This window comes from Pseudomonas sp. FFPRI_1 (genome assembly GCF_055384485.1).
Window position 1 is genome coordinate 2,767,424 of sequence record NZ_AP029168.1, and the last position, 23,997, is coordinate 2,791,420.

A 23,997-nucleotide genomic window follows, 5' to 3' on the forward strand; every position below is an offset into this window, starting at 1 on the left:
TCCTGCTTCAGGAATGAAAGAAACCCCTTAGATTTCAATGGGTCGAACGCCAGATGCGAGTCTCGTTTCCCGCTCCAAACATAGCGCTGTAGAGTTCGAATGAATTCTGCAGCGATCGCAAAAAGGACCTTTGGGTCCTTTTTGCGTTGTGGTGCAATTGTTTACACTTTCCGAAACTATTGAAGGCGGTTAAAAGCGCCTCTCTTCTTTCAGTGGGCAAGGACTCAGGCCTTGAGGGCGAGAGCAGGTTGATATCAGAATACGTCCCTGATGCAGGCGAGATGTTGAGACTCCTGGATCATTTTTGCCCAATTGCCGATCTGCTTTTTCCCTGGCCAAAAGAGTGGATGCTCCTCATCGATGATGTGGTAGCCGTCAGCAAAGCCCATTCAGTATGCCTGTGTCTCGCGGTAGCCATACAGGTAGTCAAAGTTCTCCAGAAAGCCATTGCGCGCAGATACAGCAGTGAGCTGATCCTCGATAGAGAAGCCTGTGTTGCAGGCGCTGATCGAGAGGCCCTGGCCCAGGCTGAACTGGATGCTCAACTGGCAGTTGCACATCTAGGGTTCAAACTCATCGACAGGAAAAATTCGTTCCGAGCAGAATCCGACTCCGCTGTTTTCAGGGCGCGACAGGCTTTTCTGCAAGTGTCTCTCGGAGTACTTGACGATTTTTCCTCTGCGGTTGCCAAAACGGTCGTTATCCCTGCCCAGTTCTGAAAACACAGACTTCAGATTGACGCTGATATCACTCAAGTGCTGATCGGCATCTCTAGCGACTTTCCCGGCCGAAAAATTATATAGCTCCCTGAGTTTGCCTTTCAGTGCACCGGCGGGCGCAACGACGCCAGCGAAGAACATTGCGATTTTGGTGCGGCGTCTAGCGCCCAAGGCTGTTGTCTTCAGCGTGTTGCGGTCAACTAATTCCGGACCCGGCGTTATGTGGTGCAAGTGCGAGGAACGCTTCGCTTGGCGGAGCGATTCAGAAGGTTCAATCAGCGTCCCAAGGCAATGCCTACGGCTATGCGGCGGTCTGGTGCTTACCCTAGCCCCATCCTCTTGCAATCCTTGCTGGTCCTTGGCGAAGAGCCTGGTGCAAAAGTTGCGGTACGGAGTAGGTCTGCAACCCGGTGGGGGCTCATCTCGACAGCTCGGCCAATGAAAAGCCGTTGCGCTGAAAGAAGCGCTCCAGCTCCCGGGGCAGGGGGTCGACGCCAGTGAAGATCTTCAAGTATTCGGGAACGTAGCGCATGCGCTGCGCCATCGGTTCCTGAGTGTTCATGCTGATATAGCCGATCTGCGTCAGGTAGATCGAGCGCGCGCGGGTGACGGCGGCATCGTGGGCGAAACCGAAACGGTCGAACATCTGCGCCAGGGCCTGCACGCGCTGGGCATCGGCCTGGCGGATTTCCTGCGCCACCTCGGGTGATTGCAGGGCCCAGCTGCGCATGGCGAACTCGAATTGCGAATCGAACAACTCGCTGTTCAGCCAGCAATCGAAGACGTTGAGAATCGCCTCGGTGATGGATTCGGCATAGGCCTCGGACTGTTTCACCAGGCTCAAGGTGTTCTTGTTCTTCCACAGATTCACCAGGGCTTCGAGCAGGGCTTCGCGGTCCTGGAAATACCAGTAGAAACTGGTTCGCGAGAGGTTGAGTTTCTTCGCCAGCGGCATCACCCGCACCGCATCCACTCCCGATTCCTTGAGGCTCTCATAGGCCGCGTTGAGCCAGCTCTCCAGAGAGCCGCGGCCGGCTGCTTCCACACTGTTGCTGGTTGCTTTCATGGGCGTTTTTTCCTTGTCAGTTTGACATTGGTGAGGTGAATGTACACAAGTGTCAATGTCATTGACACTTGTGTACATGGAGGTCTATCGTCTGCCTTGCCTGATGACCAGTATGCGAGACCGATATGAATAACGATCCGCTTCTTCAGCCTTATAGCCTCAAGCACCTGACACTTCGCAATCGCATTATCACCACCTCCCACGAGCCGGCGTACCCCGAAGAGGGCATGCCGAAGAAATTGTACCGGGCCTACCACGTCGAGCGCGCCAAAGCTGGAGTGGCCATGACCATGACCGCAGGCTCGGCGGCGATCTCTCGTGACAGCCCGCCGGTATTCAACAATATCCTGGCGTACAAGGACGAAGTGGTCGGCTGGATGAAAGACCTCACCGACGAATGCCACGAGCATGGTGCGGCGGTGATGATCCAGCTCACCCATTTGGGACGACGCACTCGCTGGGATAAAGGCGACTGGTTGCCGGTGGTGTCGCCTTCGCATAACCAGGAGCCAGCCCACCGGGCCTTTCCCAAGAAGCTGGAAATCTGGGACATCGAACGCATCATTCGCGATTACGCCGACGCCGCCGAACGCATGCAGGCTGCTGGCCTGGATGGCATCGAACTGCAAGCCTACGGCCACTTGATGGACCAGTTCTGGTCGCCGCTGACCAACGAGCTGGAGGGCGCCTACGGCGGTTCGCTGCACAACCGCCTGCGTTTTACCTTCGAGGTGCTGAGCGCGATCCGCCAGCGGGTGGGCCCGGAATTTATCGTCGGCATTCGCTACACCGGCGACGAGGTACTGGCAGGCGGCCTTGAGAAGGAGGAGGGGCTGCACATTTCGCAGTTGCTGAAAGACAGCGGCATGGTCGACTTTCTCAACGTGATTCGCGGCAATATCGCCACCGATGCCGGGCTGACCGACATCATTCCAATCCAGGGCATGCGCAACGCGCCGCACCTGGACTTCGCCGGGGAGATCCGCGCCCTGACCGGCTTCCCGACTTTCCACGCGGCGAAGATTCCGGACGTCGCCACCGCCCGCCACGCGATTGCCTCGGGCCTGGTGGACATGGTGGGCATGACCCGCGCGCACATGACCGACCCGCATATCGTGCGCAAGATCATCGAAGGCCGTGAAGACGAAATCCGTCCCTGTGTCGGTGCCAACTATTGCCTGGACCGGATCTACAACGCCGGCTCCGCCTACTGTATCCACAACGCCGCCACCGGCCGTGAAACCAGCATGCCCCATGAGGTGCCCAGGGCCGCGCGCAAGCGCAAGGTCCTGATCATCGGCGCCGGTCCCGGCGGTCTGGAGGCGGCGCGGGTGGCCGGCGAACGGGGGCATGAGGTGCTGGTGCTGGAGGTGGCCGATCAGCCCGGCGGGCAGGTGCGCCTGACCGCGCAGTCCGAGCGGCGCAAAGAGATGATCAGCATCATCGATTGGCGCATGGCGCAGTGCGAGCGCCTGGGCGTGAAGTTTCGCTTCAACACCTGGGCCGATGCGGCGATGGTCCTCGATGAAAACCCCGACGTGGTGATCGTCGCCACCGGCGGGCTGCCGCACACCGAAGTCCTGCAACAAGGCAACCAGTGGCTGGTGTCGAGCTGGGACATCATTTCCGGCGATGTGAAGCCCGGACGCAACGTGCTGGTGTATGACGATGCCGGTGATCACGCGGGTTTGCAGGCCGCCGAATTCATTGCCCGCAGCGGAGCCAGGACCGAGATCATGACGCCCGACCGCTCGTTCGCGCCGGAGGTCATGGGCATGAATCTGGTGCCGTATATGCGCTCACTGCAACGGCTGGATACCATCTTTACCGTCACCTATCGGCTCAAGGCCGTGGAGCGTAAGGGCGAGCAGCTGCTGGCGACCATTGGCAGCGATTACAGCGACCTGGAGAAGACCCGGCTGGTGGACCAGATTGTGGTCAACCATGGCACCCGCCCCCTGGACGAGCTGTATTTTGAGCTCCAGCCCCAGGCCACCAATGAAGGCGCCGTGGAGTACATGGAGCTGATTGCCGGTAACGCGCAAAACCTGGTGACCAACCCTCAGGGGCGTTTCCAATTGTTCCGAATCGGTGATGCAGTGTCATCGCGTAATACCCATGCGGCGATCTACGACGCCCTGCGCCTGGTCAAGGACCTCTAGCGACTGCCTATTGCCGTGCCCTGAACAATAAGAAAGACAGCCGTCATCCGTTTCCCTAGCGTCAAGTTACTGCCCCGAACGTTGGTCTGACTGGTTTTGATAAACCTCAAACTCTTCCCAGCGGAGGTTGTTGCATGCACACGGATACCGATTTCACCGAGCTGCTCAATGCCGTACCCCCAGGCCCGCTGCACTATCGCAGTGATTCCAGCGTCACCGGCCATGCTCTGGCCCCGGTCGATCACGGCCTGCTGGCGGCCTATGCCGCCATCGATCGGCCGGCGCTGCGCCAGTACCGCCTGGAGCGTATTCGTCAGCAACTGCGCGCGCAGGATTACGCCGGCGTGTTGCTGGCCGACCCGATCAATATCCGCTACGCCACCGATACCAATAACCTCGGCCTGTGGGTGATGCATTCCCCCAGCCGCTACGTATTTGTGGCCACCGACGGTCCGGTGGTGCTGTTCGAGTTTGACAGCAGCCGGCACAACAGCGAGCACATCGAAACCATCGATGAAATCCGCTCGGCGATCCCCTGGTTGTATTTCCTCGCCGGCCCACGGGTCGAGGAGAAAGCCGAGCGTTGGGCCCAGGAAGTGGCCGAACTGATGAACCGGTATGGCGCAGGCAATCGGCGTCTGGCGGTGGACCGTTGCGACCCCTGGGGCGCTGAAAAACTCCAGGCCAAGGGCATCCAGCTGTTCGATGCTCAGCCGTTGATGGAGCAGGCGCGACTGATCAAGTCGGTGCAGGAGATTGCCAGCCACCGCGTGTCGATGGATGTGTGCGACCTGGCGATTGCCCGCATGCGCGCCAGCCTGGCGCCGGGCATCACCGAAAATCAGCTGTGGAGCATCATGCACGGGACCAATGTCGCCCAGGGCGGGGAGTGGGCCGAGAGCCGCTTGCTGAACTCCGGACGGCGCACCAATCCCTGGTTCCAGGACGCCTCGGACAAGGTCATTGCGGCAGGGGAGATGGTTTGCTTCGACACCGACATGGTCGGGCCAGGGGGCTACCTCTCGGACATTTCCCGCAGTTTTATCTGTCCCGGCAAGGCGCCGACGGCGGCCCAGCGTGACCTGCTGGAAATCGCCTCGCAGCAAATCAGTTTCAACCTCGAGCTGCTACGCCCGGGTTTGTCGTTTCGCGAGTTTGCCGAGGGCTGCTGGCCGGTGCCGAAACAGTTCGAGCACAACCGTTACATGATGATGCTGCACGGCGTCGGTCTGGTCGATGAGTACCCAAGCGTCGCCTACGCGGTGGACTTTGCCGAGTGGGGCTATGACGGCCATTTCGAGGAAAACATGGTGCTCTCGGTGGAGAGTTACATCGGTGAGCGGGGTGGCCATGAAGGCGTGAAGCTCGAAGAGCAGGTGCTGATTACCGCAAGTGGAGCGATCAAGCTCTCGCGTACCCCCTTAGTCGACGACGATCGATAACAGGAGCTGTTGCCTGATTTTTGCAGGCATGGCGTCTACCCTGTCCGGAGAAAAAAATAATGAGCAGCATGACCGTGATCGAAAGCGCCACCGCCCTGGCGCCGCGCCCGGTGCCTAGCGCCGAACCCTTCTTGCGCCTGGAGGCGATTCATAAGCAGTTCGGCCCCTACCCGGTGTTGCACGACGTGAGTTTCGAGATGGCCAAAGGCGAGGTGGTAGCGATCATCGGCCCCAGTGGCTCAGGTAAAAGCACTTTGCTGCGCTGCATCAACCAGCTGGAGCCCGCTACCCGGGGCCGGGTCAGCATGGCTGGAGTGGCCATCGAAGCCGGGCGCCCGCTGCCCAGGAGTGAGCTGCTCAAGCTGCGCCGGCGCATCGGCATGGTGTTCCAGTCGTTCAACCTGTTTCCGCACCTTACGGTGCTGCGCAACGTCAGCCTGGCGCAGATCCGCACCCTGGGCCGCAGCGCTAAGGAAGCGGATGCCCGCTCTTTGCAGTTGCTGGACCGGGTAGGTCTCGCGGACAAGGCCAACGCCTACCCGGCACGTTGCTCCGGCGGCCAGCAACAACGCATCGCCATTGCCCGGGCCCTGGCGCTAGATCCGGAATTGATGCTGTTCGATGAGCCGACCTCGGCCCTCGACCCCGAGCTGGGCCTGGAAGTGCTGGCGGTGATGAAGGAACTGGCGAGCGAGGGCATGTCGATGCTGGTGGTGACTCACGAGATGCACTTTGCCGAGACGGTGTCCGACCGAGTGGTGGTGATGGCCGAAGGGCGGATCATCGAGCAGGGGCCCAGCGCCCAGGTGATGCGCGAGCCACAGCATGCGCGGGTGGCTCAGTTTCTCCAGGCCGTGAGGAATCGCTGATGCCGGACATTCTGCTGGTCCTGTTGCGCGGTGTGCCCTGGACCCTGGCCGTGACCCTCAGCGCCTTTTGCATCGGAATGCTGCTGGGCTTTCCACTCTGCGCCTTGCGCATGTCGACGCTCAAGCCCTGTCGCTGGTTGGCGGCGATGTTGGTACTGACCCTGCGTTCGATTCCGCCAATCGTCTGGCTGTTCTTCATCTTCTTCGGCATCGGAGGCGGCTACATCGCCTTGTCGCCGTTCGCTGCCGCGGTGCTGGGCCTGGGGCTGATCACCGCCGCGCATATGTCGGAAGTCTATCGCGGGGCTTTTGCGGTAATTCCCCAGGGCCAGTACGAGGCGGCCCAGGTGCTCAACCTGTCGGCGTACCAGCGCTTTTTCGATGTGGTGCTGCCGCAACTGATGCGTATTGCCATTCCCACCTCGACCACCTATGCCATCGGCCTGCTCAAGGATTCGGCCGTGGCCTCGACCATTGGTGTCGGCGACATCAGCTTCCAGGCCTATCAGTTGTCCCAGCAAACCTTTCAAGGGTTGCAGGTGTACAGCGCGGCGGCCCTAGTTTACTTGATTCTCAGCGTGCCGGTGGCGCTGTTTTCACGCTGGTTGTCGGCCGCCCTGAAGCAGAGGATTGCCCGATGAATGAGATCCTGACGATGTGGCTGGCCTGGTTTCCCGAGCTGTGGAAAGGCTTTGTGCTGTCGATGCAGGTCACCGCCGTCAGCCTGGCCCTGGGAGTGGTCCTGGGGTTGCTGCTGGCGCTGGGCGTGTCGACGCCCCGCCGGGCTGTGCGCTATCCCTCGTTGCTGATTGTCGAATTGGGGCGCGGCGCGCCTGCGTTGATCCTGCTGCAGTATTTCTATTTCGGCCTGCCCTCGGCTGGCCTGACCCTGAGTTCCTTCTGGGCGGCGGCCCTGGCGCTGGCTTACTGCACCGCGGCCTACACCAGCGAGATCATCCGCGGAGGTATCGAGGCCGTGGCCCAGGGGCAGAACGAGGCAGCTGAAGTGATTGGTCTGAATCGCTCCGATGCGCTGCGTTTCATCATTTTGCCCCAGGCGCTGCGGGTGGCTCTGCCGTCGTTGCTGGGGTTCTCGATCATGATGTTCCAGGCTTCGTCGCTGTGTTTCACCATTGCGCTGCCGGAGCTTGTCAGCCGCGCCTCGGCCATCGGTTCATCGACCTTCGAGTACATGCCGGTGCTGGCCCTGGCCGGCCTGATGTATGCCGCTGTCTGTGCGCCCGCGACCTTGGGCGTGGCGGCACTGGAGAAAAAACTGGCGCCCAGCCAGCACGCATGACCCGTTCGGTCCGTCTTTCGGCTGCCGTTCTCTTAACGCAACCCATGCATAGGTGAAGCCATGATCCGCTCATTCAAACGCGTTACCCGCTGGACCGTCCTTTGTTCCATGTTGGTTGCCGGCTCGGCCCTGGTCGGTGCTCCCCTTGCCCTGGCGGACTGCAAGCCGGCCCACCAGTTTGAAACCCTCAGCCCTGGGGTTCTGGCGGTGGCGGCCTGGGTCTTTCCGCCCTACTCGATACCCGGGCCGAGCAACCAGTTGAGTGGGGTCGATGGCGAAATCATCAAGCGTATTGCTGACAGGGAGTGCCTGGAGATCAAGCTGACGGTGGTTGATCCGGCGGCGGTGATCCAGTCAGTGATCACCCGGCGGGCCGACGTCGGTATCGGTGACTGGTACCGTACCGCCGAGCGCAGCAAGGCCCTGGGCCTGTCCGCGCCGCTGTACCTGGACATGATGGGGATTATCTCCAGCGAGGGTTATTCGAAAATCTCCGAGCTTGAAGGCAAGCGCGTCGGCACGGTGCAGGGTTACCTTTGGGTCGACGATTTGAAAAAGGCTTTTGGCGACAACCTGGTGCTGTACCCCAACCCGGTGGCCATGGCCCAGGACCTGGCCTCCAAGCGGATTGCGCTGGGCGTCGATAGTTTCGCCGTCGGTGTGGCTTCGCAGCAGAAGGGGGCGTATCAGGGCAAGAGCATCAAGGTCTCGGAGCCTGATCCACGGGTTAAAGCCACCTTGGAGCCGGGGCAGGTCGGCTTCCCGCACACCAAGGCCAATATCGCGCTAGGCGTAGCACTGAACGAAAACATCCAGGCCTTGCATGCGTCAGGTGAAATTGCCGAGATACTTGGCTCGTTTGGCCTGAATAAACAAGCCGCCGACGTCGGTACGCCGCGCCTAGTGGAATAACCGATGGCCCGGGGCCGGTCGCCCGGGTGGTTCTGGGGCCGCGTCAGGGAGCAATCAATGCCAAACAATGCAGCGGTCAAGTGCCTGTCGCTGGCAGAGGCCAGGGCTTTTGCCCAACGTTGCTGCCTGGACGCGGGCAGCAGCCAGGAAGTAGCCCAGGCCCTGGCCGAAGCCACGGTATCGGCCCAGGGCCACGGACTGGCCAGTGTGGGTTTCGAGCATCTGGTCGATTACCTCCAAGGGTTTGCCAGCGGACGCATTGTGGGCCGAGCCAAGCCGCGGGTCACTCAAGTGGCGCCGGCGATGATCCGTTGTGATGCGCGCCAGGGCATCGCGCAATTGGGTTTCGAGCAGGCCTTCGACGCCTTGTGCGATAACGCCAGGCAGCTGGGAATCAGCCTGTTTGCCCTGCACAACGGTTTTACCTGTGGCGAGCTGGGTTATTACACCCGGCGTCTGGGTGGCGAAGGGCTGGTGGCACTGGCCTTCTGCAATGGCCCGCCCTTGTTGACCGTGGCCGGTCAACGCCAGCCGATCTATTCGACCAACCCCTTGGCGTTCGCCGCGCCCTGCGGCGACGGGCGTCTGTTACTGATCGACCAGGCCAGTAGTGCCACGGCTTTCGTCAACATCCTCAAGGCAGCCGAGGCCGAGGAGGCAATCCCCGAAGGCTGGGCGGTGGATGCCCAGGGTGCAGCCACCCTGAGCGCCCGGGAGGCCATGCACGGCGCCTTGCTGGCGTTTGGCGGCGGTCGCGGGGCCAACATTGCACTGTTGGTGGAAGTGCTGGCCGGCGGGGTCACTGGGGCTAACTGGTCGCTGGATGCGCCAGACTTTCGAAGCGGCGCGCAATCGCCGGGCTCGGGGCTGTTGGTGATCGCCATCGCCCCGCACCTGCTCGACGAGCAGTTCGAGGCTCGATTGGCGCAGCAAATGCAGCGTCTGGCCACCCTCGGCGTCCACCCTCCGGGGCAGGCCAAGCAGCAGGCCTGGGCCCGGGCGCAGAAAGAGGGGATCAGCTTGCCCATAGGTCTGTATAAGCGACTTGAGGCTCGATGCTAGGTTTTTGACCGGGACGTTCGACCTCTGGCCAACTCTGTTTCATTCGCTAAATCAGGGAAAGATTGCAAAACGTTGAGGAGCGTTTTGCATCACCCCAGGAGTAATAGTTTTTGACGCCCGGTAAATAAAGGCTCGGATATTGCCGTCTTCGGTTTCAGCCTTGTTCCACCATGGCACTGCCGTTTGAACTGATGGCTCTAGGGAATTTCCCAACTAGTTTTCAAATGTGCTGAAATTCGCCTGACCACCCGATCCGGGCTGTCCATGCGCGAGTTCGCGTTCCTGACACTTAGCGCGCCAATCCTGAAAAATACCACGATCATAAACTCCCGGTACTTGCGGGAGTTACATCCGCTCGTGCCTACGCGCTTCGTGGTCATCAACGATTATTTGTAGGAAAAGGCCTGTCGCTGCGCCGTGGCACCCTTTTCGATGACACCATTATCCACGCCTTCAGTGTATGCAGGCGCCGGATATACCGGTGTCGAGAAGCATGAAAATCGTCAAGTGATGTCAAATCGCTCGCCGCCGTATTACCTATTCCAAGTTGAGTAAACGCTGTGTGCTCCACAAGGCCAAACCCAAGATTGAGTACTGCAAAGCTCAGGCACGAGCCAAGGTTGAGCATCCGTTTCGGGTAATCAAGCGCCAGTTTGATAATGTGAAAGTGCGCTTTCGTGGGCTGATGAAAAACACAGCTCGACTGACCACGATGTTCGCTCTGTCAAACCTGTAGATGGTTCGAAAACGGCAGCTGGGTATGGGTGAGTGACGTGATTGAGGTAAAGCGTCAGGCAGAAAAGCTGCTCAAACCGCGATGTAAAAAGCGCATTTGCGTAAATAACGATACGCACCGAAGGTCTTTTGCTTACCGCCGTCATGCAGCAAATTGACCGGGGCGTTCCTAGCAAAGCTGTACTGCCCGGTCTACGACCTCTTCCATGGGGGGCTAAATTGGGTCGAGAGTTGATTGAGCGTGTGTGATTCGACGAATCCAACCGGCTGCAGTGAGTTCTTTTTCATGAAGATCAAGAATAACTTTCCCGGTAATCCGTGAAGAACCAAAAAAAAGCCCCCCGGAGCGCAGGGGGCTAAAAATGGTGCTTCTCATTTGACGCGCAGATGATTTTAGTTGTGCTTGTGGTGGGTTGATACTTGATAAGTATCAAAATCAGAATATAAAAATAGGTCTTGTACGAATAAAAGACGCGCCAATTACTGAGCAGCAATTTTGGCAAGTCCTTGTGTATCGGCCTCAGTCTGACTTGCAAGGCGTGATACCTTTCTCCGGTCGAGTAGGCCAAGGCGCTGACCAAGAGCGCCCAAACGATGATGTCATTGTTCATCATAGTGCGCACACATGCGCGTGCGTGGGTCTAGTCGGCAGAGTTATGACCGATCCTCCTTTGCTGCCAGTGGTGTTTCCATCTGGAGCTATCAATGTCCGGCAATATGAGGCGCAGGCCTTGCCGGAGGAACCTCGTTTCCTGGGACTGGCCGCTTTGCGTGACGGCTTTAGCGATGCGTCGCCCGAGGGCGTCGTAGTGGTAGGCAAGATTGCCAGTGCTGCTGCTTTCTCTCAGCAGTTGGTCGGCGGCGTCATAGCTGAAAACCAATGCGCCAATAGGGAACAGCGCTCCAGACTTGGTTTTACGAGTACCCATTTTCATTGCGGGCTCCTTGCTGAGAGAGGGAGCCAAGCACCCATCGGGGCGACTTGGCCCCTGCTGGGTGGTTGATAGATGGTTACTCTTGCTCAGGTTCAAACAGACCGCTGTGCGGATTGAACCGGAGTACTGACTTCGGACTTCTGATCGGGGTGCGATCATGTCGGTAGATGTTGCTCAGGTATCTGAGCCGGTAGGTGAGTGCAAATTCTGCCTGCTCCTCACTGAGACCTTCGGCGATAAAACTCTGGATCAACTCCTGATCCGAGGACACTTCGTTGTTGGATAGCTGCTCTTCGACGTAGCTGAGTTGTGATTGAGTCAGAGGCGAGCATGCGTTCAGCATAAAAGTCTCCTCGTGATGGGGAGTGCGGTAGTGGATGCTGATGAAATAGGTGAGGGCCCCGAGTACGGGGCCGATTGAGTTAGACCGATTCGGCCAGGGCTGGCGTAGCAGAATGAGCATCATCAGCGGTGCTTTGAGAGGTGATAGATTCCCCCGTAGCCTCTTCGAGCACTGGCTTGGCGGGGGAGATGCTCTCGCTGTCGATTTTGATCATGCTGATGTGAACCAGACTCGACGAAAGACTCGCGTCCAACTCGCCAACCCGATCACCCTTGGTACGCAGATATGGAGTGGCTTGCATGTCGCTCATGCGAAAGGAAACGAGAACGCTCTGCTTCGCATTGACGGCTTCACGGCAATCACGGACTAAAGCTTGAACATCGTCACCAACAACGGTGGTGTTGAAATACTTGTACTCGGGCTCATCAATGGGACCGTTAAGCGATGCGATGGTGCATGTGAGAAGCGAGTCTCCCTCGTTCGAATTGAGGTCGCGGATGCGGTTCAGATAACCAATGCCATAGGTTGTCAGGTTGTAGTACTCGATGCCTGCGAGGACTGATTGGCTGACCAATGAGGCTGTCAGCAATCGTGCCTTTAGCGCCGCAACCGGTTGGCCTTCATTCCGCCCCTGTGTCGCGATGTAGGAGGAAACCCACAGATCGCCCATCCGGAATTCGATCAACACTGGACGACCGGCATCGACATCCGCTTTGCAACTGCGGACCAGATCCTGGGCCTTTGCGCCAGAAACCCTGACATCAAAGTAGCGATAGGCAGGCTCGGTGACTGGCCCCGTAAAGGCGTTGATCGAGCAGGCCAGGAAGGGCTCACCTTTCTTTGGCCGGACTTCGCGGATGCGATTAAGATAGCCGATACCGCAAGTGTGCAGATCGAAGTAGCGCTTGGCGGTGGTTTGGGCGTTGGACGAAGTGGTCATGATCAATCTCCAGGCTTGGGAAAATGCGCAGACACACCGACCCAACGGGAGGTGTGAGATACCCCGCGCGGGTTGAGGATCGTTCGATCCGGTTGGAACAGGTTGTGCACCCATCATCAGCTGGTTGATGAGCGTTCGCGGAAGCGGGCGCGGGCGAACTGGACAGGTCATGTGGACAGAGCCACGTCATAGCCTTGAGGACCTTGGCTACCTGGGCATGTCGCTGACCGGGGTCAGCTGAACATGGCGCAAGCGTTGCACAGCAGGCGACACAGCGCTGTCGGAAATCGGCACGGGGCAGTTCCCTTGTTGCCTCCTTGTTGATTCAGTCGCCGCAAAAGCAGGAGGTCGAAGTTTCGTCAGCATCGAACAGATCGCCTTGCTTGATCAGGTAGCGGGCCATCTCTGCGTAAGTCGGGCCATCGTTGCGAAAGCGTGCCCCGCTGGGTCTGGAGGCCAGGTCGAGTGCTTCCATTGCGATCCACCAGTCGGCTGCCTTGGGGTTGGCCCGAATCAACGCTAGGCGCTGTCGTTGAGGCTTGAGAAAGCACAAATCACAGTTGCCTTCGAGCGTCCGGCCATTGACCGTGAGCAACTCCAGGTTGAACGCTTGGGTTTGCCAGAAGCGATTTACGTCGTGCACCGTGACGCAGGCATCGACCAGGGGCATGCACATGGTTTCGTGGGTGGACTCGGTGGAGTGTCCGCGGGCCCTGATTTTTGCAGCACGGCGTTGCTCGTCGGCCCGGATCCCGATGAGCTGGTCCCAGTCCTGCCAGCCGTATTGACGGATAAATTTATGCATGGGACGTATTTTCAACTCGCTGGTGCAAAACCGGCTTACTGGATTGGGTAGATACCGACGTTTGCGAATGAGCGCCTCGAAGGGCTCGCCGCACCGGCTGGCGGTTTCGAAGTCGACTTGCGTGAATCCCAAGGGGGTGTCGCAGTACTCGAGCCAGTGAATCGGTACACACTAGCATTCTGCGCATTCGTGAACGAAGCGCAATGTTGCCTCTGCTTCTTTGCCGGTGTTGGCGAAGCAGATCAGCGTGTGTTCGGGTAGGCCATGATTGGCTTGTAGTACCCGCCACAGCATATAGGCGCTGGTACGGCCACCACTGAAGCTGATGCAGGTTGGCTGGGTAATTTTGAACGGATCGTGCATGGGGGTGTCTCCAGGCTGGCGTGCGAATGCACGCCGGTGGCAGAGGCACCCCAGGCCGGGGAGCTGGAGACGAAAGCGCAACCCAACGGTCGCTGTAGAAAAGACAGCCCCCGGAGTTGGGGGCTGTTGGATCAGAGGGTTGACTAGCTGTTGCTCGGATCTGATGAGACGGGCTCGATGCACAGATGTGTCGCAGTTGCGGCCAGTTTTAGGTCGCAGCCCCCCTTAGCGATGCGGGTAAACACGCTTTCCAATGGATCGAAGTGCTCACCGAAGTCATCACCGCCGAGTTCACTGCTCGCCAGTTGCCACCAGTCATCAAACTCATCGGTGGTTGGGTTGCAGCCGACGGCATACGAAATATGCTTTGGTTTCCCTTCGGAAGTTCGCTCGCACTTTTCAGACATGAAATACACACCATCGTCTTTGGCGAGAATGACTCGGCATTTGTTGGCAATTGCTTCGGCCAGTACAGGGCGCAGGTCATTGCCTTTGAATAGCAGCATGGCTCTCTCCAATGTGTAGAGAAGGGTTGATGAAGGCATGGCTGGCCGTCACAAGACGAGTAGCCATTCAGGGCAGGGCGGCTGTGGCCACGGGATCAGTGCAGCTTTGACCTGCACCCATTCGAGACAATGGCGACTTGGATCAATCGCCACTTGCCGTCATCGATCAGGTGCTCCAGGGTTTCGCCAAGTGAGTCGAAGAACACTCCATCGATTCGCTTAACCAATTCCAGGTCGCGGCGTAGTTCCACGGCGTACAGGTCTGCTCCGTATTCGTAGGTCACAGAAACCTGCCCTTGAAACTTCTCCGTTGCGACGGTGAAAGTGATCGCGGGCGGAGTTTTGACGATGTTGTCATCGGGTTTTGGATCGACCAGGGCAAAGTCGTGTGCACCAGCATCCACCAACAGATGAGTGATGCAGCGAAAACCATCGGGAGCCGGCAGGTTTTCCAACTGCTGAATGAGATCCCGCAACTCCGGACAATCAGGTTCCGGGACCGGAAGTTTTGCAGGCGCTGATCCGAGTACATGGGACTTCACAACGAAGGCTGTTCCGTCCGAAGTGAACTCGGTTCGCTCCTCCGGCGTGTCTGCACGTAGCCCGTCGAAACGCCGTCTGGCATAGGGATGGACCTTTACCTTGACGCCTTCGTCTGGCTCAGATGTGACCAAGCGCCGATCCAGAACGGCGAACTCGGCGCGCCCGACCTTGATGACAATGGCCTCGTCCGTTTTTGCAATCACCTTTCCTTCGAACGGCTCGGGGTCTATGCAGAATCCAAACACCGACTCTTGGGGCTGGTCGTCGTAGATACGGAACTTGAAGCGTCGAACATTGCTGGGTACGTGGCCAGCGATCAGGCCCTGCATTTGTGCACGAATGGCTGAGCGATCCATGGGAGACTCCTTGAGAAATGCAAGGGACTCCCGCCTGCAAGGGAGGGTATCCCTTGAGGGGTGAGCACTGCAGACGCGAATGCGTCGAAGAGAAGAGCAACCAACGTGGACGGTCCACGTCGCAGCCTTGAAGGTCTTGGCCGCCTTGGCATGCTGCTGACAACGTCAGCGGACATGGATGCAGAATGGCATTTCGGCGGCTGCAAGTTGAGCGCCCAATCGACATGAGCCATGTACCGCATTTGACGGAGGATCTGGATAATAAGTGTCCTTGAGCAATCGCTGTTCAAACGCTCCCATTTTCTTTGAGATGCTCAAGAATGCGCTGCCCCAGCCAGCCAATGCACGGTACAGCCATGCTGTTACCAATCGCCTGATAGCGTGGGGTGTCTGCTGCGGGATTACCGCGGTATGGCACCAACGTGTAGTTGTCAGGCATACCCTGCAGACGTTCACACTCTACTGGCATCAGGCGTCGTACACGCCAAAGTGACCAGTCATATCCGGCGTCCTCAGGCCGAGGCGCGGGGGTATACAAGAAGTTCGTTGTAATGTCTGGAACCACCAAATGAGCAAACTCTCCTCCCTGACTGCTGCAGCGCAGTGTTGGTGATACTCCCGCACAAGACTCGGTGAGGATTCTTTCGGAAGGACTGTGTGTGGGAGCTGTAGCGATCGCTGACAAGCCCTCGGCAGGTTTTCCCAGGCGCAGCTCTCCACGAGCATTTTGAGCGAATGCGAATTCCGTGCTCGGCATCGTAATGATAGGAACTCCACGCCCGGAGCCATCCTCACTGCTGCCTTTGCCTTCATTGGCAGTTGTCAGTGCATGGGTTTGCTGGCCGGTAAAGGATTGAGCCATTGAATGAGCTATGAAGGTTTCTGCCGAGAAGTCACCTCTGTGACCCCGGGTGGTCAAGCTTGTGGCGACATCAATTGAATGCTGATTACCGCCGCCATAGAAAGTCGTTGAAGTAGGCTTGCCAGCATCTGCTTTCAGTCGATCATGCCAGCCTGAATCGACAACACCGCCTGTAGGACGGGCGGCATTTTCTTGCCTCTGTTGTTCGCTCGACGCAGGATGCCCAGGCAAGCTCGTGCGCTCAAAAAGTACTTCGCCGGGATCGAATCCCGCTCGACCACTTGCCACAAGAAACACGCGACGGCGTCGTTGGGCGAGGCCGAAATGTTGAGCGTCGAGCACCCGCCACGCGATGCGACGACGGGGTCCAGACACCCAACCTGCGTTTGCCCATCTTGGCCCTGGAGGTTGCAGTTCAGTGCTTTCGCCGGCCAGTGCTCCAAGCAGGCATCCAAAAGCATTGGACTTGTCGTAGAGCACGCCGGGGACGTTCTCCCAGACAATAACTGATGGTGCCTGGCAGTGTTGTTCACGAGTTTGGTCAATGGCATCTGCGAGCTCCGAGTACTTGAGGGTGATTGCTCCGCGTGGATCCGACAGTCCCCGACGCGCACCGGCTGTGCTGAAGGATTGGCAGGGCGTGCCGCCCACCAGAAGGTCTGGCGCAGAAACCAACCCGGCCAGCACCTTGTGGGCAATCTGTGTCATGTCGCCAAGATTGGGGACGGTCGGGTAGTGGTGGGCAAGCACGGCATTGGGGAAGGGGTCGATTTCCGAGAACCATGCTGGCTGCAATCCGAGCGGCTGCCAAGCTAGGCTGACGGCTTCGATACCGCTACAAACACTGCCGTAGTGCAAGGGGAGGTCATTCATGTGCCTTCTCCTGATCTGTAGAACTCAGAGCCCGTGCCTGCACTCAGTGGGCAAGAGAGCCGTTTGGGGGGCGTGGAGGAGAGGAACAAGACGCTGGAGGTTGATCCTCCAGCGGGAGAGGGCGATACCACCGTGGTCTGCCGCAAAGGCATAGCTGTCATCGAAATCTGCCGTTGCCACAGCGCACCCGGCCCGCTTCGTGGTTAGGGCCGGCAACTACTGGCGCACATCCGCGCACAAAAGGAACCCATTTTTCGCCGGTGGGTATCGGCACTGAGCACGACCGACCCGAAGGATCTCCTGGTTGCTTGCATTTAATGATCTTCAAGAAGCCAGGAGATCCTTCGATGTCGGAGCCTATCTAACAGCTAGCCACTCAAAGGATCATGGCTTTGCACTAATCGACCTTCGACTCTCGACAGTTACGCCGATGAGAGACATGCCGTTGCAGAAGGTGAAGGCATGTAGGGCTAGCCCGTAAGCACGCAGTGGCATGCCTCGTGGCTGTTGGGAGCATAGAGCCTTGTTGCAATCATCCGGGTGGCTGGGGAAATAGCTGTAAACAAGCTGAATGTAGACAGAGCGTTTTGATGCCTGTAATGAGAGTTGGTGCTGCAGTACTGGAGCGGGCTTTCTATGGACTCAGGTTCCAGCTGCAGCGCTCATGGGCGCTGAGAGACGGTGTCGCGACATAAGCGAATAGAGTTGAGAGTCAACGAAACACTCAGCGTGTATTCATCAGAGATGGATATCTTGAATATGCAAACCTTCCATAAGGTCGCAAATGTCTTCGGGGCTACTTCGGCGATTTTTCGCGTACCCACGACACGTGGTGATGTGTTCATGCGTATAGACCGTACCCCATCTCAGAATGACAAACGAGCGGTGGTTGAAGTTGAGATGTCTCGTTTTCTGGCTGCATGGCGTCGTGAGCCCCACAGCATTCATGAGGCCGAGGCCAATGGATCACCAGAGACTTGGTCGATGGATCGCAAGTTTCATTGGGCGGAGGATGGTTTTGCTGCAGGTGAGCAAAATCCCGTTCCAGTGGCCCGAGTTGGATGTGCCGAGTACTCGTTGGTACGTCCGATTTATAAGAGGCGTTTTTGGTTGTTTAATAGGAGAGCAGGGGCCGAGCGGGAGTCAGGTTCTTATGCCTGTTTCACGAATGGTGTTACCCGTACTATCTGGCTTGCAACGTTTGGTGCAAAGGTTTTTCCTGTTGAGTGCGGTGTTACTGATGCTCCACAGTTAGCGCAGGTCGCTGGATCAACTGGACGCTTTTACACAGTGGACGAACTGACTCAGCGCTAGATTTATACCTGTAGAGTGGTGATTAGAGCAGTCTTCATGTCCGATAGGGTGGATCGCGACGTTGAAATGAGAGGCGGCTGTTTGTGGAAGCAGTCGCCCCTAAAGTGACAGTCAATGCTGGCTTGGCAAGCCTGCTTCCTCTACGGTAGGTTTGGCGCTGAGCTCTATCCGTTCGATCCGGTATGGCAGGATGCCCACGCAGCGCGCGTTGATCTTGTAAGTCGTGCGTGGTTTATCGTCGGCGTCCTCCCAGTCATCCCGCTCTTGCCGTCCGGCCACGAGAACCCGCATCCGCTTTTGATAAATGCCGGCCCAATGTTCTGCATCGCGATGCCAGATCTCGACCGGAGCCCAAAATCCGCCCCGATCTTCAAATCCGTCCCTGGTCGGAACCGGGTTATCGAAGTAGACGTTCAGGCGCACCAGCCGGTGTGGCTCTTCGTTGCCATTGGCAAACTCGCGATACTCCGGCGCAGAACCAATGTTGCCCTCGCCATAAAAGAACGTACTCATCACATGCCTCCTCGAACGTTGGTGGCGCCGGCGCGCCGTTGGTACACCGCCTTGGCGCGGGCGGTTTTGTTGGCGCAATCCTGAGCCTGGCGCGCAATGGAGTGGATGCCGCTCATTTGCATGTTGAATACGATGCGCTGCTGCTCCATTGCGTACAGGTCATCGATCAGCGATTCCGGTGTCGCCGAGTCGCGCAGCAGGACCTCCCACAACTCCACGCCCATTCGAGATCGATCGATGTTGCGCCAGCGCAGAAAGGTCGTGCCTGCGCCAGTTGTTTGCAGCGTCAGTTGTACGGGCAAAAGATTGAAGGGATAGCTGCGGGCTTGGGGTAACAGGTGCCGTTGCGCCAACGCAATCATGCCGTCACGCAACGCGATGCACTGGATGGCCCAGGTCTCAAGCCCATTACCTTTAAAAGGCTTTAAAAGGCCTTTTAGGTAGGCAGCATGTTCCAGGCTCTGGAAAGCAGACTGTTCCAGCGCGACAAATTGATGAGATTGGCGCATTACAGAGCCTCCCCATCGTTGCTTACTCCGGACAGAGTGTTTTCTGGCTCAACGGCGTTATCAATGACTGGTGCAGTACCACTTGCGTCCTCTGGCGCAATGGAGCTGGAACCAATACTGCGGGCGAAGGGCGGCGCAAAACGCGAGCGTCGTGCGCCCTCCAAAACATCCTGGGGCAGTTCACCATACTTCTCCAAGGCTGCGCGGGCGGCAGCATTGTTCGCGGCGAAATCATCACGGGTTGTTCCTGAATAGCGATATTGCTGGGCCATGCTGAACAGGCTGCGCAATGCATGCGCACCCTCGCTGAGCCATCGCTCAAGCGTGCTGCGATCAATCAAGGCAGTGTGATGCGCCAGGATCAGGCGGCGAGCCAGATTGTCATAGTCGGCCAACAGATAGACCGCCATGAAACCGAGTTGCGAGGCGACAAACAGCGGCAGTTTGACCGGCTGGACGTTGAGGTTTTCACCCAGGCTGAGTGCTGGCGGAACATTGGCCAGGGCCTGGTCCACCTGCTCGCACAGATTCTGCAACTGCTGCTTGGTCAAGTTGAGCTTGTCCTCGATACGCAGCATCCACCAGTCGCTGTAGGGGTCGTCCTGTTCAGCGCCACGCTTGAGCTTGTTCATGGTGGAGACGAAGCCATTGAGCCCGATGATGCCGGACTTACCCTCAGCAGGTGCTCTTCCGTGCCAGATGCGTGAGGCGTGGTGGGTGTGCAGCGTCAGCGACATGGCGCTGCGCAGTGCCCCAAGGTTTAACTGCAGGGTTTCAGTGTCGTTGGTCATGATGATGACTCGTGGGGTTATTACGAGTCGTCAGCATCGACAGTTGTCGGAAGGGCGTCAGTTGTGAATCCGCAGCTGATCAGCGCGTCTTTATGGGCTGGTTCAGGTGTCTGGATGAGGGGCAGGTCGTTTGTCTAGCTATACCAGTGGTATAGGCGAGTATGGCTTTTGGTGGATTCGAATTTTATCTCACCTCTATTTGAATTCGACCTGAGCATTCACTTGCATCTGATGTACCCGACCATTTTTTTGCTCATAAGATGGGCACAATGAAAACTGGAGAAACCGAACATGAGCACACCTTGTCAGCCTCATCTTATGACGCATATATAGTCACTCGCTTTTCCAGGTTGCTGCGGTTGACCTCGATCTCATTCCGCACAGCTACGCCGCGATAGACCATCGACGTCTCGTGGCGTACGAAATCGCCCTCGCGCTGGGTGCTCAACCAGTTGAACGAACCGACACACAGCAGTTCTTGGTCAGCCATCAACAGCTTGCTGTGTACCTTCCTTACCACCCGTACCTGGATAGCCTGTGCCTCCAACTCGGCAAGCACTGCTTTGAACTGCGCCACCTTTTTCGGATTTCCCTCCGGCATTGAACGGGAAGTTTCGGTATTGAGTAGGAGATCGGTATACACCTCGACCTGGACCCCACGCTGCACCGTATCGCGCATCTGATCCAGTACCCCTGTGCGTTGCAGACAATGCAGCCTGACCCAGGGCGTGACGATCTGCACCTGCTGACGTGCTGTCTGCAACGTCTGTTTCAGGAACGCATCGTGTTCTACCCATTCATGCAGATGGCTCAGGCCGGTATCCAGATCCTTCCTGGACTGGTAGGTGAACTGCAACTCGCTCGCCGGGTCTGCCAGCAGGAACTGCGCCAGCAACCCTCGCGGCTTGTTGGCTGGCACTTGACCGAAAAGGTCCATGTCACCGAATACCAGAAAGCTGTCCTTGGCCCGGGAAACTGCCACATTGAGCATACTGTCCCGGCGATCGATGAAACCACCGTCGGCATGCTTGGAGTACACCGCCGAGAAAATCACCACCGGCCGCTCCGCGCCTTGGAACGAATGCACCGTGCCAACGGTGATTTCGCCAGCACCTTTGCCAGCCTGGATACCCAGTGCCGCACAGGCTTCCACAATGGCCGCAGACTGGGCGCCGAAAGGTGTGATGACACCGAGGATCTCGCAGAGCGCCTTGTTGCCGTAGTGCAGCCGCAGCTCGTCCTCATGGGCTTGAATCCAGGCCGCGATGGTCTGCGCTTCGAGCAGGTTCTCGCGGCTACCGTGCCTGCCTTGCTTGCACTGTCCATCGACATGCAGATAACCCAGCCCAGGCAGGCCCACTACCGGCTTTTGCCCCCTGCACGGTTGCAGCTTGCCCTTGTAGCAAAGGGCGTTGCAGAACGCGATGATCGAGTCGTAGCAGCGACGGTGCTCATACAGGTACATGCCGCGGGCAAGCTCCGGGTCGTAGTGGTAGCGGCTGGTGCCCTGGGCAATGACCATGACGCTGCCGCTCGCCGCGCTGTGGCCGCCCTTGCAGAAGGCGGAGTAGTCCTGCTTCACCTGGCTGCGGGCTACAAGCCCGACACTGGCAAGATTGCCGATATCCACCTTGGCCGGGATCGACCAGATCGGCTCGATCTGTTGGGTATCGCCGATCACCAACGCTTGCTTGGCGAGGGCAAACGAAGGTGCGGCCACCTCGGGCAGGACCTGGCCGGCCTCGTCGACGATCAACAGGTCGATGAAGTCGACAAGGTAGTCGTCGATGTAGCTGCCATCGTCATAACGCTTGCAAAGCAGCTCCTGGGGCAAGCGGAAGAACGTCGCGACCACGCAGGGTGTCAGCTTCATCCAGCGCCGCCAGTTACCGGCGATGGTCTTGGCGCCGTTCTTGCCCCGGCGTTTGAGGATCGCCGGCAGTTCTTCTGCGAGCTCCATGAGCCAGCGACCCTCCCAGTAGTGGGTGGTCAGTAAGAAAATCTCGAAGCGCAGCGAAGTGTCGGCCCAGGCATCGCACTCGGCTAGGGTGACTTGCGCCGCCGGCTTTTCGCCGGCCTTGGCCAGAACACTGATCGCTGCCTGCCATATCGCCACCGTGCGTTGCTCGTCCTTCAGCAACTGTAGGCCCTGACGCAGATGCGCCTCGCGCTCTGCAAGGGATTTACAGGCACTGGCCTCGGCGGCGGCTAGATGTGCTTCGACCTCAGCGATACTCACAGCACCTTGTAGCGCTGGATCGGCCTCGTCCAGGTGCAGCTTGGCCAGGCGCAGGCGCTTGGTCGCCACTGGGCCGATCCAACTGAACAGGGTGTAGAAGAGTGACTCATGGGCCAGGTAATGCCTGAAATCCTTCAGGCGCTGTTGCGCAGTGGCCAACTGCTGTCGCAGCTCGGCGTGGGCCCGCTCGCGTTCCGAGAGTGCGGCTTGGGGATCCAGCCCCAGTTGCACCGCGATGGCCTCGCGGGCAGCGACCAGGGCCGGCCATGCTTGCTCGATACCTGCCAGTTGCTGTTGTCGCAGCTGGATCTGCTGGCGCAGCCACTCGACCGTGCCCCGGACAGTAGGCTCCATTGCTTCAGGGAGGGCATCAGTGGCCTTGGCTAGGTACTCGCCCTGGGCGCGATCCAGATACTCTTGCGATTCGAGCCTGGTGAGAAAAGTTTGGGTCTGGTAGGTGTTCGACATCTCCTTTTCGGCTGAAACCCTTGGGAAATACGCCCCGAAGCTATGGATGTCTGGTAGCCAGCGTCCGGCGAAGGGGCCGCTGCCCTGGGCGAAGTCTTTGCCGAAGGCCGCGATGATATTGGTCACTGCCTGGTTGTTGGTGGAGCTGGCGACGATCACCGGCGGATCGCCCCCTGCCAGCGCTGCCTTGGCCCAAAGCGAAGCCACCACCGACAACACCAGAGTGGTCTTGCCCGTGCCCGGTGGGCCGTTTACGGCAAGTACATCACTCGCCTGGCCTACCAACAGATGGGCCAAGGCGTCCCGCTGGGCCGGCGCCAGGGCATATTCGTCGCCTGCGTGGGCAAGGCGCATGGCAAAACCACTATGGGGCGCAAGGCAGGGTTCATCGGGGCTCGGATCACGCTGGGCAAAGCGCTCGAACAGCGGCGCGTCGGGCTTCTGGTGACGCAGATAATCGTAAAGGTGCAAGATGTGCCGGCTGAAACCGTCGGGCTTATTTTCCTTGAACAGCAAACCATGGTCGGCGTGAGTCAGGCTGTCCTGGTCAGATTTCCAGCCCTTGCTGACAGTGCGAAGCATTCTCCAGCAAAAACGCAGGTAGGTCCGCCACTGACCGCGGTGTTCCTCGTCGCTCAGCGTTCGCTCTTCGCCTGGCGGCTCGAAATAGGGCATCAGATTGGTGGTCAGAAATGTATCCAAGTCGACCTGGGCGCCGATGGTGAAACTGTCCTGATCCAGCGGCTCAAGGATGTCGCGCGGCAGGAGCGTCTGGGAGGTCGGGTACAGGCGCCCATCCCGAGCAACAAGCACGCGGCAGACCAATGGCGTGACCACTGCCGGCATGCCCTTGCGGGCCTTGCCATGTTCCAGGCGCAGTTTATACACCAGCGGGCGCAGGGTGATCTTGACCGTGGCAACCGTTTCTGGCTCGTCCACGAACAGCGTCTGGGTGAGTTCAAACGGTAGATAACCGCTCGATACGTGGTGGTTCGCTAGCTCGGTGAGCTTGTCAGCTTGCTCAGCACTTAGTGCGCCATTGCCATTCTCGGCATCAGCCAGGGAGTTTCGCCAGTAGGAGGCGAGTTTTAGCGCGTGTTCGTTCATCGTCCTGATTCGATACGGACCGGCACTCACTGTAGCGGTCAAGTAAAGGTGGATCGACACATGGGCAGGGTTGGCAGTGACCACGAGTCTCAGCATTGGGATGGTGGTCAGTGGTGACAAGGCTGTCAATCACTTAACTATGTCTTGCATGGTGTCATATTGATGTTGCTGCTTTTTTGTGGAAAATCGCTCGTACTTTGTTCCTCCGCGTTTGTATCGACTTCTTCTCCTGCATTGTGCCGAAGGCTTCGGTACCAACTTGG

20 protein-coding genes and 2 pseudogenes are annotated in these 23,997 nt (G+C 58.4%); 10 read left to right on the forward strand and 12 right to left on the reverse strand.

Annotated elements, in window-relative coordinates:
* Positions 1-281 precede the first annotated feature (281 nt).
* Complete coding sequence (locus ACZ5BO_RS12450; RefSeq protein ID WP_464700067.1) at positions 282-719, forward strand: hypothetical protein; 438 nt, start codon at positions 282-284, stop codon at positions 717-719.
* A gap of 418 nt (positions 720-1,137) precedes the next feature.
* Here the strand turns inward: ACZ5BO_RS12450 and ACZ5BO_RS12455 are convergent, their stop codons facing one another.
* Positions 1,138-1,785: a TetR/AcrR family transcriptional regulator gene (locus ACZ5BO_RS12455; RefSeq protein WP_464700069.1), complete on the reverse strand. Its 648-nt coding sequence runs from the start codon at positions 1,783-1,785 to the stop codon at positions 1,138-1,140.
* Between the two features lie 125 nt (positions 1,786-1,910).
* Here ACZ5BO_RS12455 and ACZ5BO_RS12460 point away from each other — a divergent pair, with 125 nt between their 5' ends.
* The 8 genes and pseudogenes from ACZ5BO_RS12460 to ACZ5BO_RS12495 form a co-directional block, all read left to right on the forward strand.
* Positions 1,911-3,947 carry an oxidoreductase gene (locus ACZ5BO_RS12460; RefSeq protein WP_464700071.1) on the forward strand — a complete coding sequence of 679 codons (2,037 nt, stop codon included), beginning with the start codon at positions 1,911-1,913 and terminating at the stop codon, positions 3,945-3,947.
* Positions 3,948-4,081: 134 nt separating this feature from the next.
* Positions 4,082-5,389: a M24 family metallopeptidase gene (locus ACZ5BO_RS12465; RefSeq protein ID WP_464700073.1), complete on the forward strand. Its 1,308-nt coding sequence runs from the start codon at positions 4,082-4,084 to the stop codon at positions 5,387-5,389.
* 59 nt (positions 5,390-5,448) lie between these two features.
* Positions 5,449-6,258, forward strand: coding sequence for an amino acid ABC transporter ATP-binding protein (locus tag ACZ5BO_RS12470; RefSeq protein WP_464700075.1), 810 nt, complete (start codon positions 5,449-5,451; stop codon positions 6,256-6,258).
* Entirely contained in the window at positions 6,258-6,899 is a 642-nt protein-coding gene (locus ACZ5BO_RS12475) for an amino acid ABC transporter permease (protein WP_464700077.1), read from the forward strand. Before ACZ5BO_RS12470 ends, ACZ5BO_RS12475 begins: the two co-directional genes overlap by 1 nt.
* Positions 6,896-7,558 carry an amino acid ABC transporter permease gene (locus tag ACZ5BO_RS12480; protein ID WP_464700079.1) on the forward strand — a complete coding sequence of 221 codons (663 nt, stop codon included), beginning with the start codon at positions 6,896-6,898 and terminating at the stop codon, positions 7,556-7,558. Before ACZ5BO_RS12475 ends, ACZ5BO_RS12480 begins: the two co-directional genes overlap by 4 nt.
* 60 nt (positions 7,559-7,618) lie before the next feature.
* A complete protein-coding gene (locus ACZ5BO_RS12485) occupies positions 7,619-8,470 on the forward strand; it encodes an ABC transporter substrate-binding protein (protein WP_464700081.1) in 852 nt (283 codons plus the stop codon).
* 57 nt (positions 8,471-8,527) lie between these two features.
* Entirely contained in the window at positions 8,528-9,532 is a 1,005-nt protein-coding gene (locus tag ACZ5BO_RS12490) for an Ldh family oxidoreductase (RefSeq protein ID WP_464700083.1), read from the forward strand.
* A 264-nt stretch (positions 9,533-9,796) separates the two neighbouring features.
* Positions 9,797-10,268, forward strand: a pseudogene (locus ACZ5BO_RS12495) (transposase); the annotation flags it as partial.
* Positions 10,269-10,908: 640 nt separating this feature from the next.
* On the opposite strand, the gene ACZ5BO_RS12500 reads toward ACZ5BO_RS12495, so the two are convergent.
* From ACZ5BO_RS12500 to ACZ5BO_RS12530, 7 genes and pseudogenes are all read right to left on the reverse strand, one after another.
* Complete coding sequence (locus ACZ5BO_RS12500) at positions 10,909-11,202, reverse strand: hypothetical protein (protein WP_464700085.1); 294 nt, start codon at positions 11,200-11,202, stop codon at positions 10,909-10,911.
* Positions 11,203-11,278: 76 nt separating this feature from the next.
* Complete coding sequence (locus tag ACZ5BO_RS12505) at positions 11,279-11,545, reverse strand: hypothetical protein (protein ID WP_464700087.1); 267 nt, start codon at positions 11,543-11,545, stop codon at positions 11,279-11,281.
* 79 nt (positions 11,546-11,624) lie between these two features.
* Positions 11,625-12,485, reverse strand: a complete 861-nt coding sequence (locus tag ACZ5BO_RS12510; RefSeq protein WP_464700089.1) for a DUF3577 domain-containing protein — start codon at positions 12,483-12,485, stop codon at positions 11,625-11,627.
* Positions 12,486-12,810: 325 nt separating this feature from the next.
* A pseudogene (locus ACZ5BO_RS12515) lies at positions 12,811-13,653 on the reverse strand (phosphoadenosine phosphosulfate reductase domain-containing protein).
* 143 nt (positions 13,654-13,796) lie between these two features.
* A complete protein-coding gene (locus ACZ5BO_RS12520; protein WP_464700091.1) occupies positions 13,797-14,159 on the reverse strand; it encodes a DUF3085 domain-containing protein in 363 nt (120 codons plus the stop codon).
* Between the two features lie 95 nt (positions 14,160-14,254).
* A complete protein-coding gene (locus ACZ5BO_RS12525) occupies positions 14,255-15,058 on the reverse strand; it encodes a GTPase (RefSeq protein WP_464700093.1) in 804 nt (267 codons plus the stop codon).
* Positions 15,059-15,344: 286 nt separating this feature from the next.
* Positions 15,345-16,793 (reverse strand): DNA cytosine methyltransferase, encoded by a 1,449-nt coding sequence (locus ACZ5BO_RS12530; RefSeq protein ID WP_464700095.1) that lies wholly within the window; start codon positions 16,791-16,793, stop codon positions 15,345-15,347.
* Between the two features lie 705 nt (positions 16,794-17,498).
* On the opposite strand from ACZ5BO_RS12530, the gene ACZ5BO_RS12535 reads away from it, so the two are divergent.
* On the forward strand, positions 17,499-18,107 hold the full coding sequence (locus ACZ5BO_RS12535; protein ID WP_464700097.1) for a plasmid fertility inhibition factor family protein: 609 nt from the start codon (positions 17,499-17,501) through the stop codon (positions 18,105-18,107).
* Between the two features lie 111 nt (positions 18,108-18,218).
* Here the strand turns inward: ACZ5BO_RS12535 and ACZ5BO_RS12540 are convergent, their stop codons facing one another.
* The 4 genes from ACZ5BO_RS12540 to ACZ5BO_RS12555 form a co-directional block, all read right to left on the reverse strand.
* A complete protein-coding gene (locus ACZ5BO_RS12540) occupies positions 18,219-18,620 on the reverse strand; it encodes a single-stranded DNA-binding protein (RefSeq protein WP_464700099.1) in 402 nt (133 codons plus the stop codon).
* Positions 18,620-19,129 (reverse strand): DUF3158 family protein, encoded by a 510-nt coding sequence (locus ACZ5BO_RS12545; protein ID WP_464700101.1) that lies wholly within the window; start codon positions 19,127-19,129, stop codon positions 18,620-18,622. The genes ACZ5BO_RS12540 and ACZ5BO_RS12545 overlap by 1 nt, the downstream gene beginning before the upstream one ends.
* Positions 19,129-19,920 (reverse strand): PFL_4669 family integrating conjugative element protein, encoded by a 792-nt coding sequence (locus ACZ5BO_RS12550; protein WP_464700103.1) that lies wholly within the window; start codon positions 19,918-19,920, stop codon positions 19,129-19,131. The genes ACZ5BO_RS12545 and ACZ5BO_RS12550 overlap by 1 nt, the downstream gene beginning before the upstream one ends.
* A gap of 316 nt (positions 19,921-20,236) precedes the next feature.
* A complete protein-coding gene (locus ACZ5BO_RS12555) occupies positions 20,237-23,734 on the reverse strand; it encodes an AAA domain-containing protein (RefSeq protein WP_464700105.1) in 3,498 nt (1,165 codons plus the stop codon).
* Positions 23,735-23,997: the final 263 nt, after the last annotated feature.

Coding starts and splice junctions, on each gene's coding strand:
- ACZ5BO_RS12540 (WP_464700099.1), bottom strand. CDS start 18,620: ATGAGTACGTTCTTTTATGGCGAGGGCAACATTGGTTCTGCGCCGGAG.
- ACZ5BO_RS12530 (WP_464700095.1), bottom strand. CDS start 16,793: ATGAATGACCTCCCCTTGCACTACGGCAGTGTTTGTAGCGGTATCGAA.
- ACZ5BO_RS12550 (WP_464700103.1), bottom strand. CDS start 19,920: ATGACCAACGACACTGAAACCCTGCAGTTAAACCTTGGGGCACTGCGC.
- ACZ5BO_RS12480 (WP_464700079.1), top strand. CDS start 6,896: ATGAATGAGATCCTGACGATGTGGCTGGCCTGGTTTCCCGAGCTGTGG.
- ACZ5BO_RS12500 (WP_464700085.1), bottom strand. CDS start 11,202: ATGAAAATGGGTACTCGTAAAACCAAGTCTGGAGCGCTGTTCCCTATT.
- ACZ5BO_RS12470 (WP_464700075.1), top strand. CDS start 5,449: ATGAGCAGCATGACCGTGATCGAAAGCGCCACCGCCCTGGCGCCGCGC.
- ACZ5BO_RS12490 (WP_464700083.1), top strand. CDS start 8,528: ATGCCAAACAATGCAGCGGTCAAGTGCCTGTCGCTGGCAGAGGCCAGG.
- ACZ5BO_RS12460 (WP_464700071.1), top strand. CDS start 1,911: ATGAATAACGATCCGCTTCTTCAGCCTTATAGCCTCAAGCACCTGACA.
- ACZ5BO_RS12525 (WP_464700093.1), bottom strand. CDS start 15,058: ATGGATCGCTCAGCCATTCGTGCACAAATGCAGGGCCTGATCGCTGGC.
- ACZ5BO_RS12465 (WP_464700073.1), top strand. CDS start 4,082: ATGCACACGGATACCGATTTCACCGAGCTGCTCAATGCCGTACCCCCA.
- ACZ5BO_RS12455 (WP_464700069.1), bottom strand. CDS start 1,785: ATGAAAGCAACCAGCAACAGTGTGGAAGCAGCCGGCCGCGGCTCTCTG.
- ACZ5BO_RS12520 (WP_464700091.1), bottom strand. CDS start 14,159: ATGCTGCTATTCAAAGGCAATGACCTGCGCCCTGTACTGGCCGAAGCA.
- ACZ5BO_RS12475 (WP_464700077.1), top strand. CDS start 6,258: ATGCCGGACATTCTGCTGGTCCTGTTGCGCGGTGTGCCCTGGACCCTG.
- ACZ5BO_RS12545 (WP_464700101.1), bottom strand. CDS start 19,129: ATGCGCCAATCTCATCAATTTGTCGCGCTGGAACAGTCTGCTTTCCAG.
- ACZ5BO_RS12510 (WP_464700089.1), bottom strand. CDS start 12,485: ATGACCACTTCGTCCAACGCCCAAACCACCGCCAAGCGCTACTTCGAT.
- ACZ5BO_RS12505 (WP_464700087.1), bottom strand. CDS start 11,545: ATGCTGAACGCATGCTCGCCTCTGACTCAATCACAACTCAGCTACGTC.
- ACZ5BO_RS12485 (WP_464700081.1), top strand. CDS start 7,619: ATGATCCGCTCATTCAAACGCGTTACCCGCTGGACCGTCCTTTGTTCC.
- ACZ5BO_RS12555 (WP_464700105.1), bottom strand. CDS start 23,734: ATGAACGAACACGCGCTAAAACTCGCCTCCTACTGGCGAAACTCCCTG.
- ACZ5BO_RS12450 (WP_464700067.1), top strand. CDS start 282: ATGTTGAGACTCCTGGATCATTTTTGCCCAATTGCCGATCTGCTTTTT.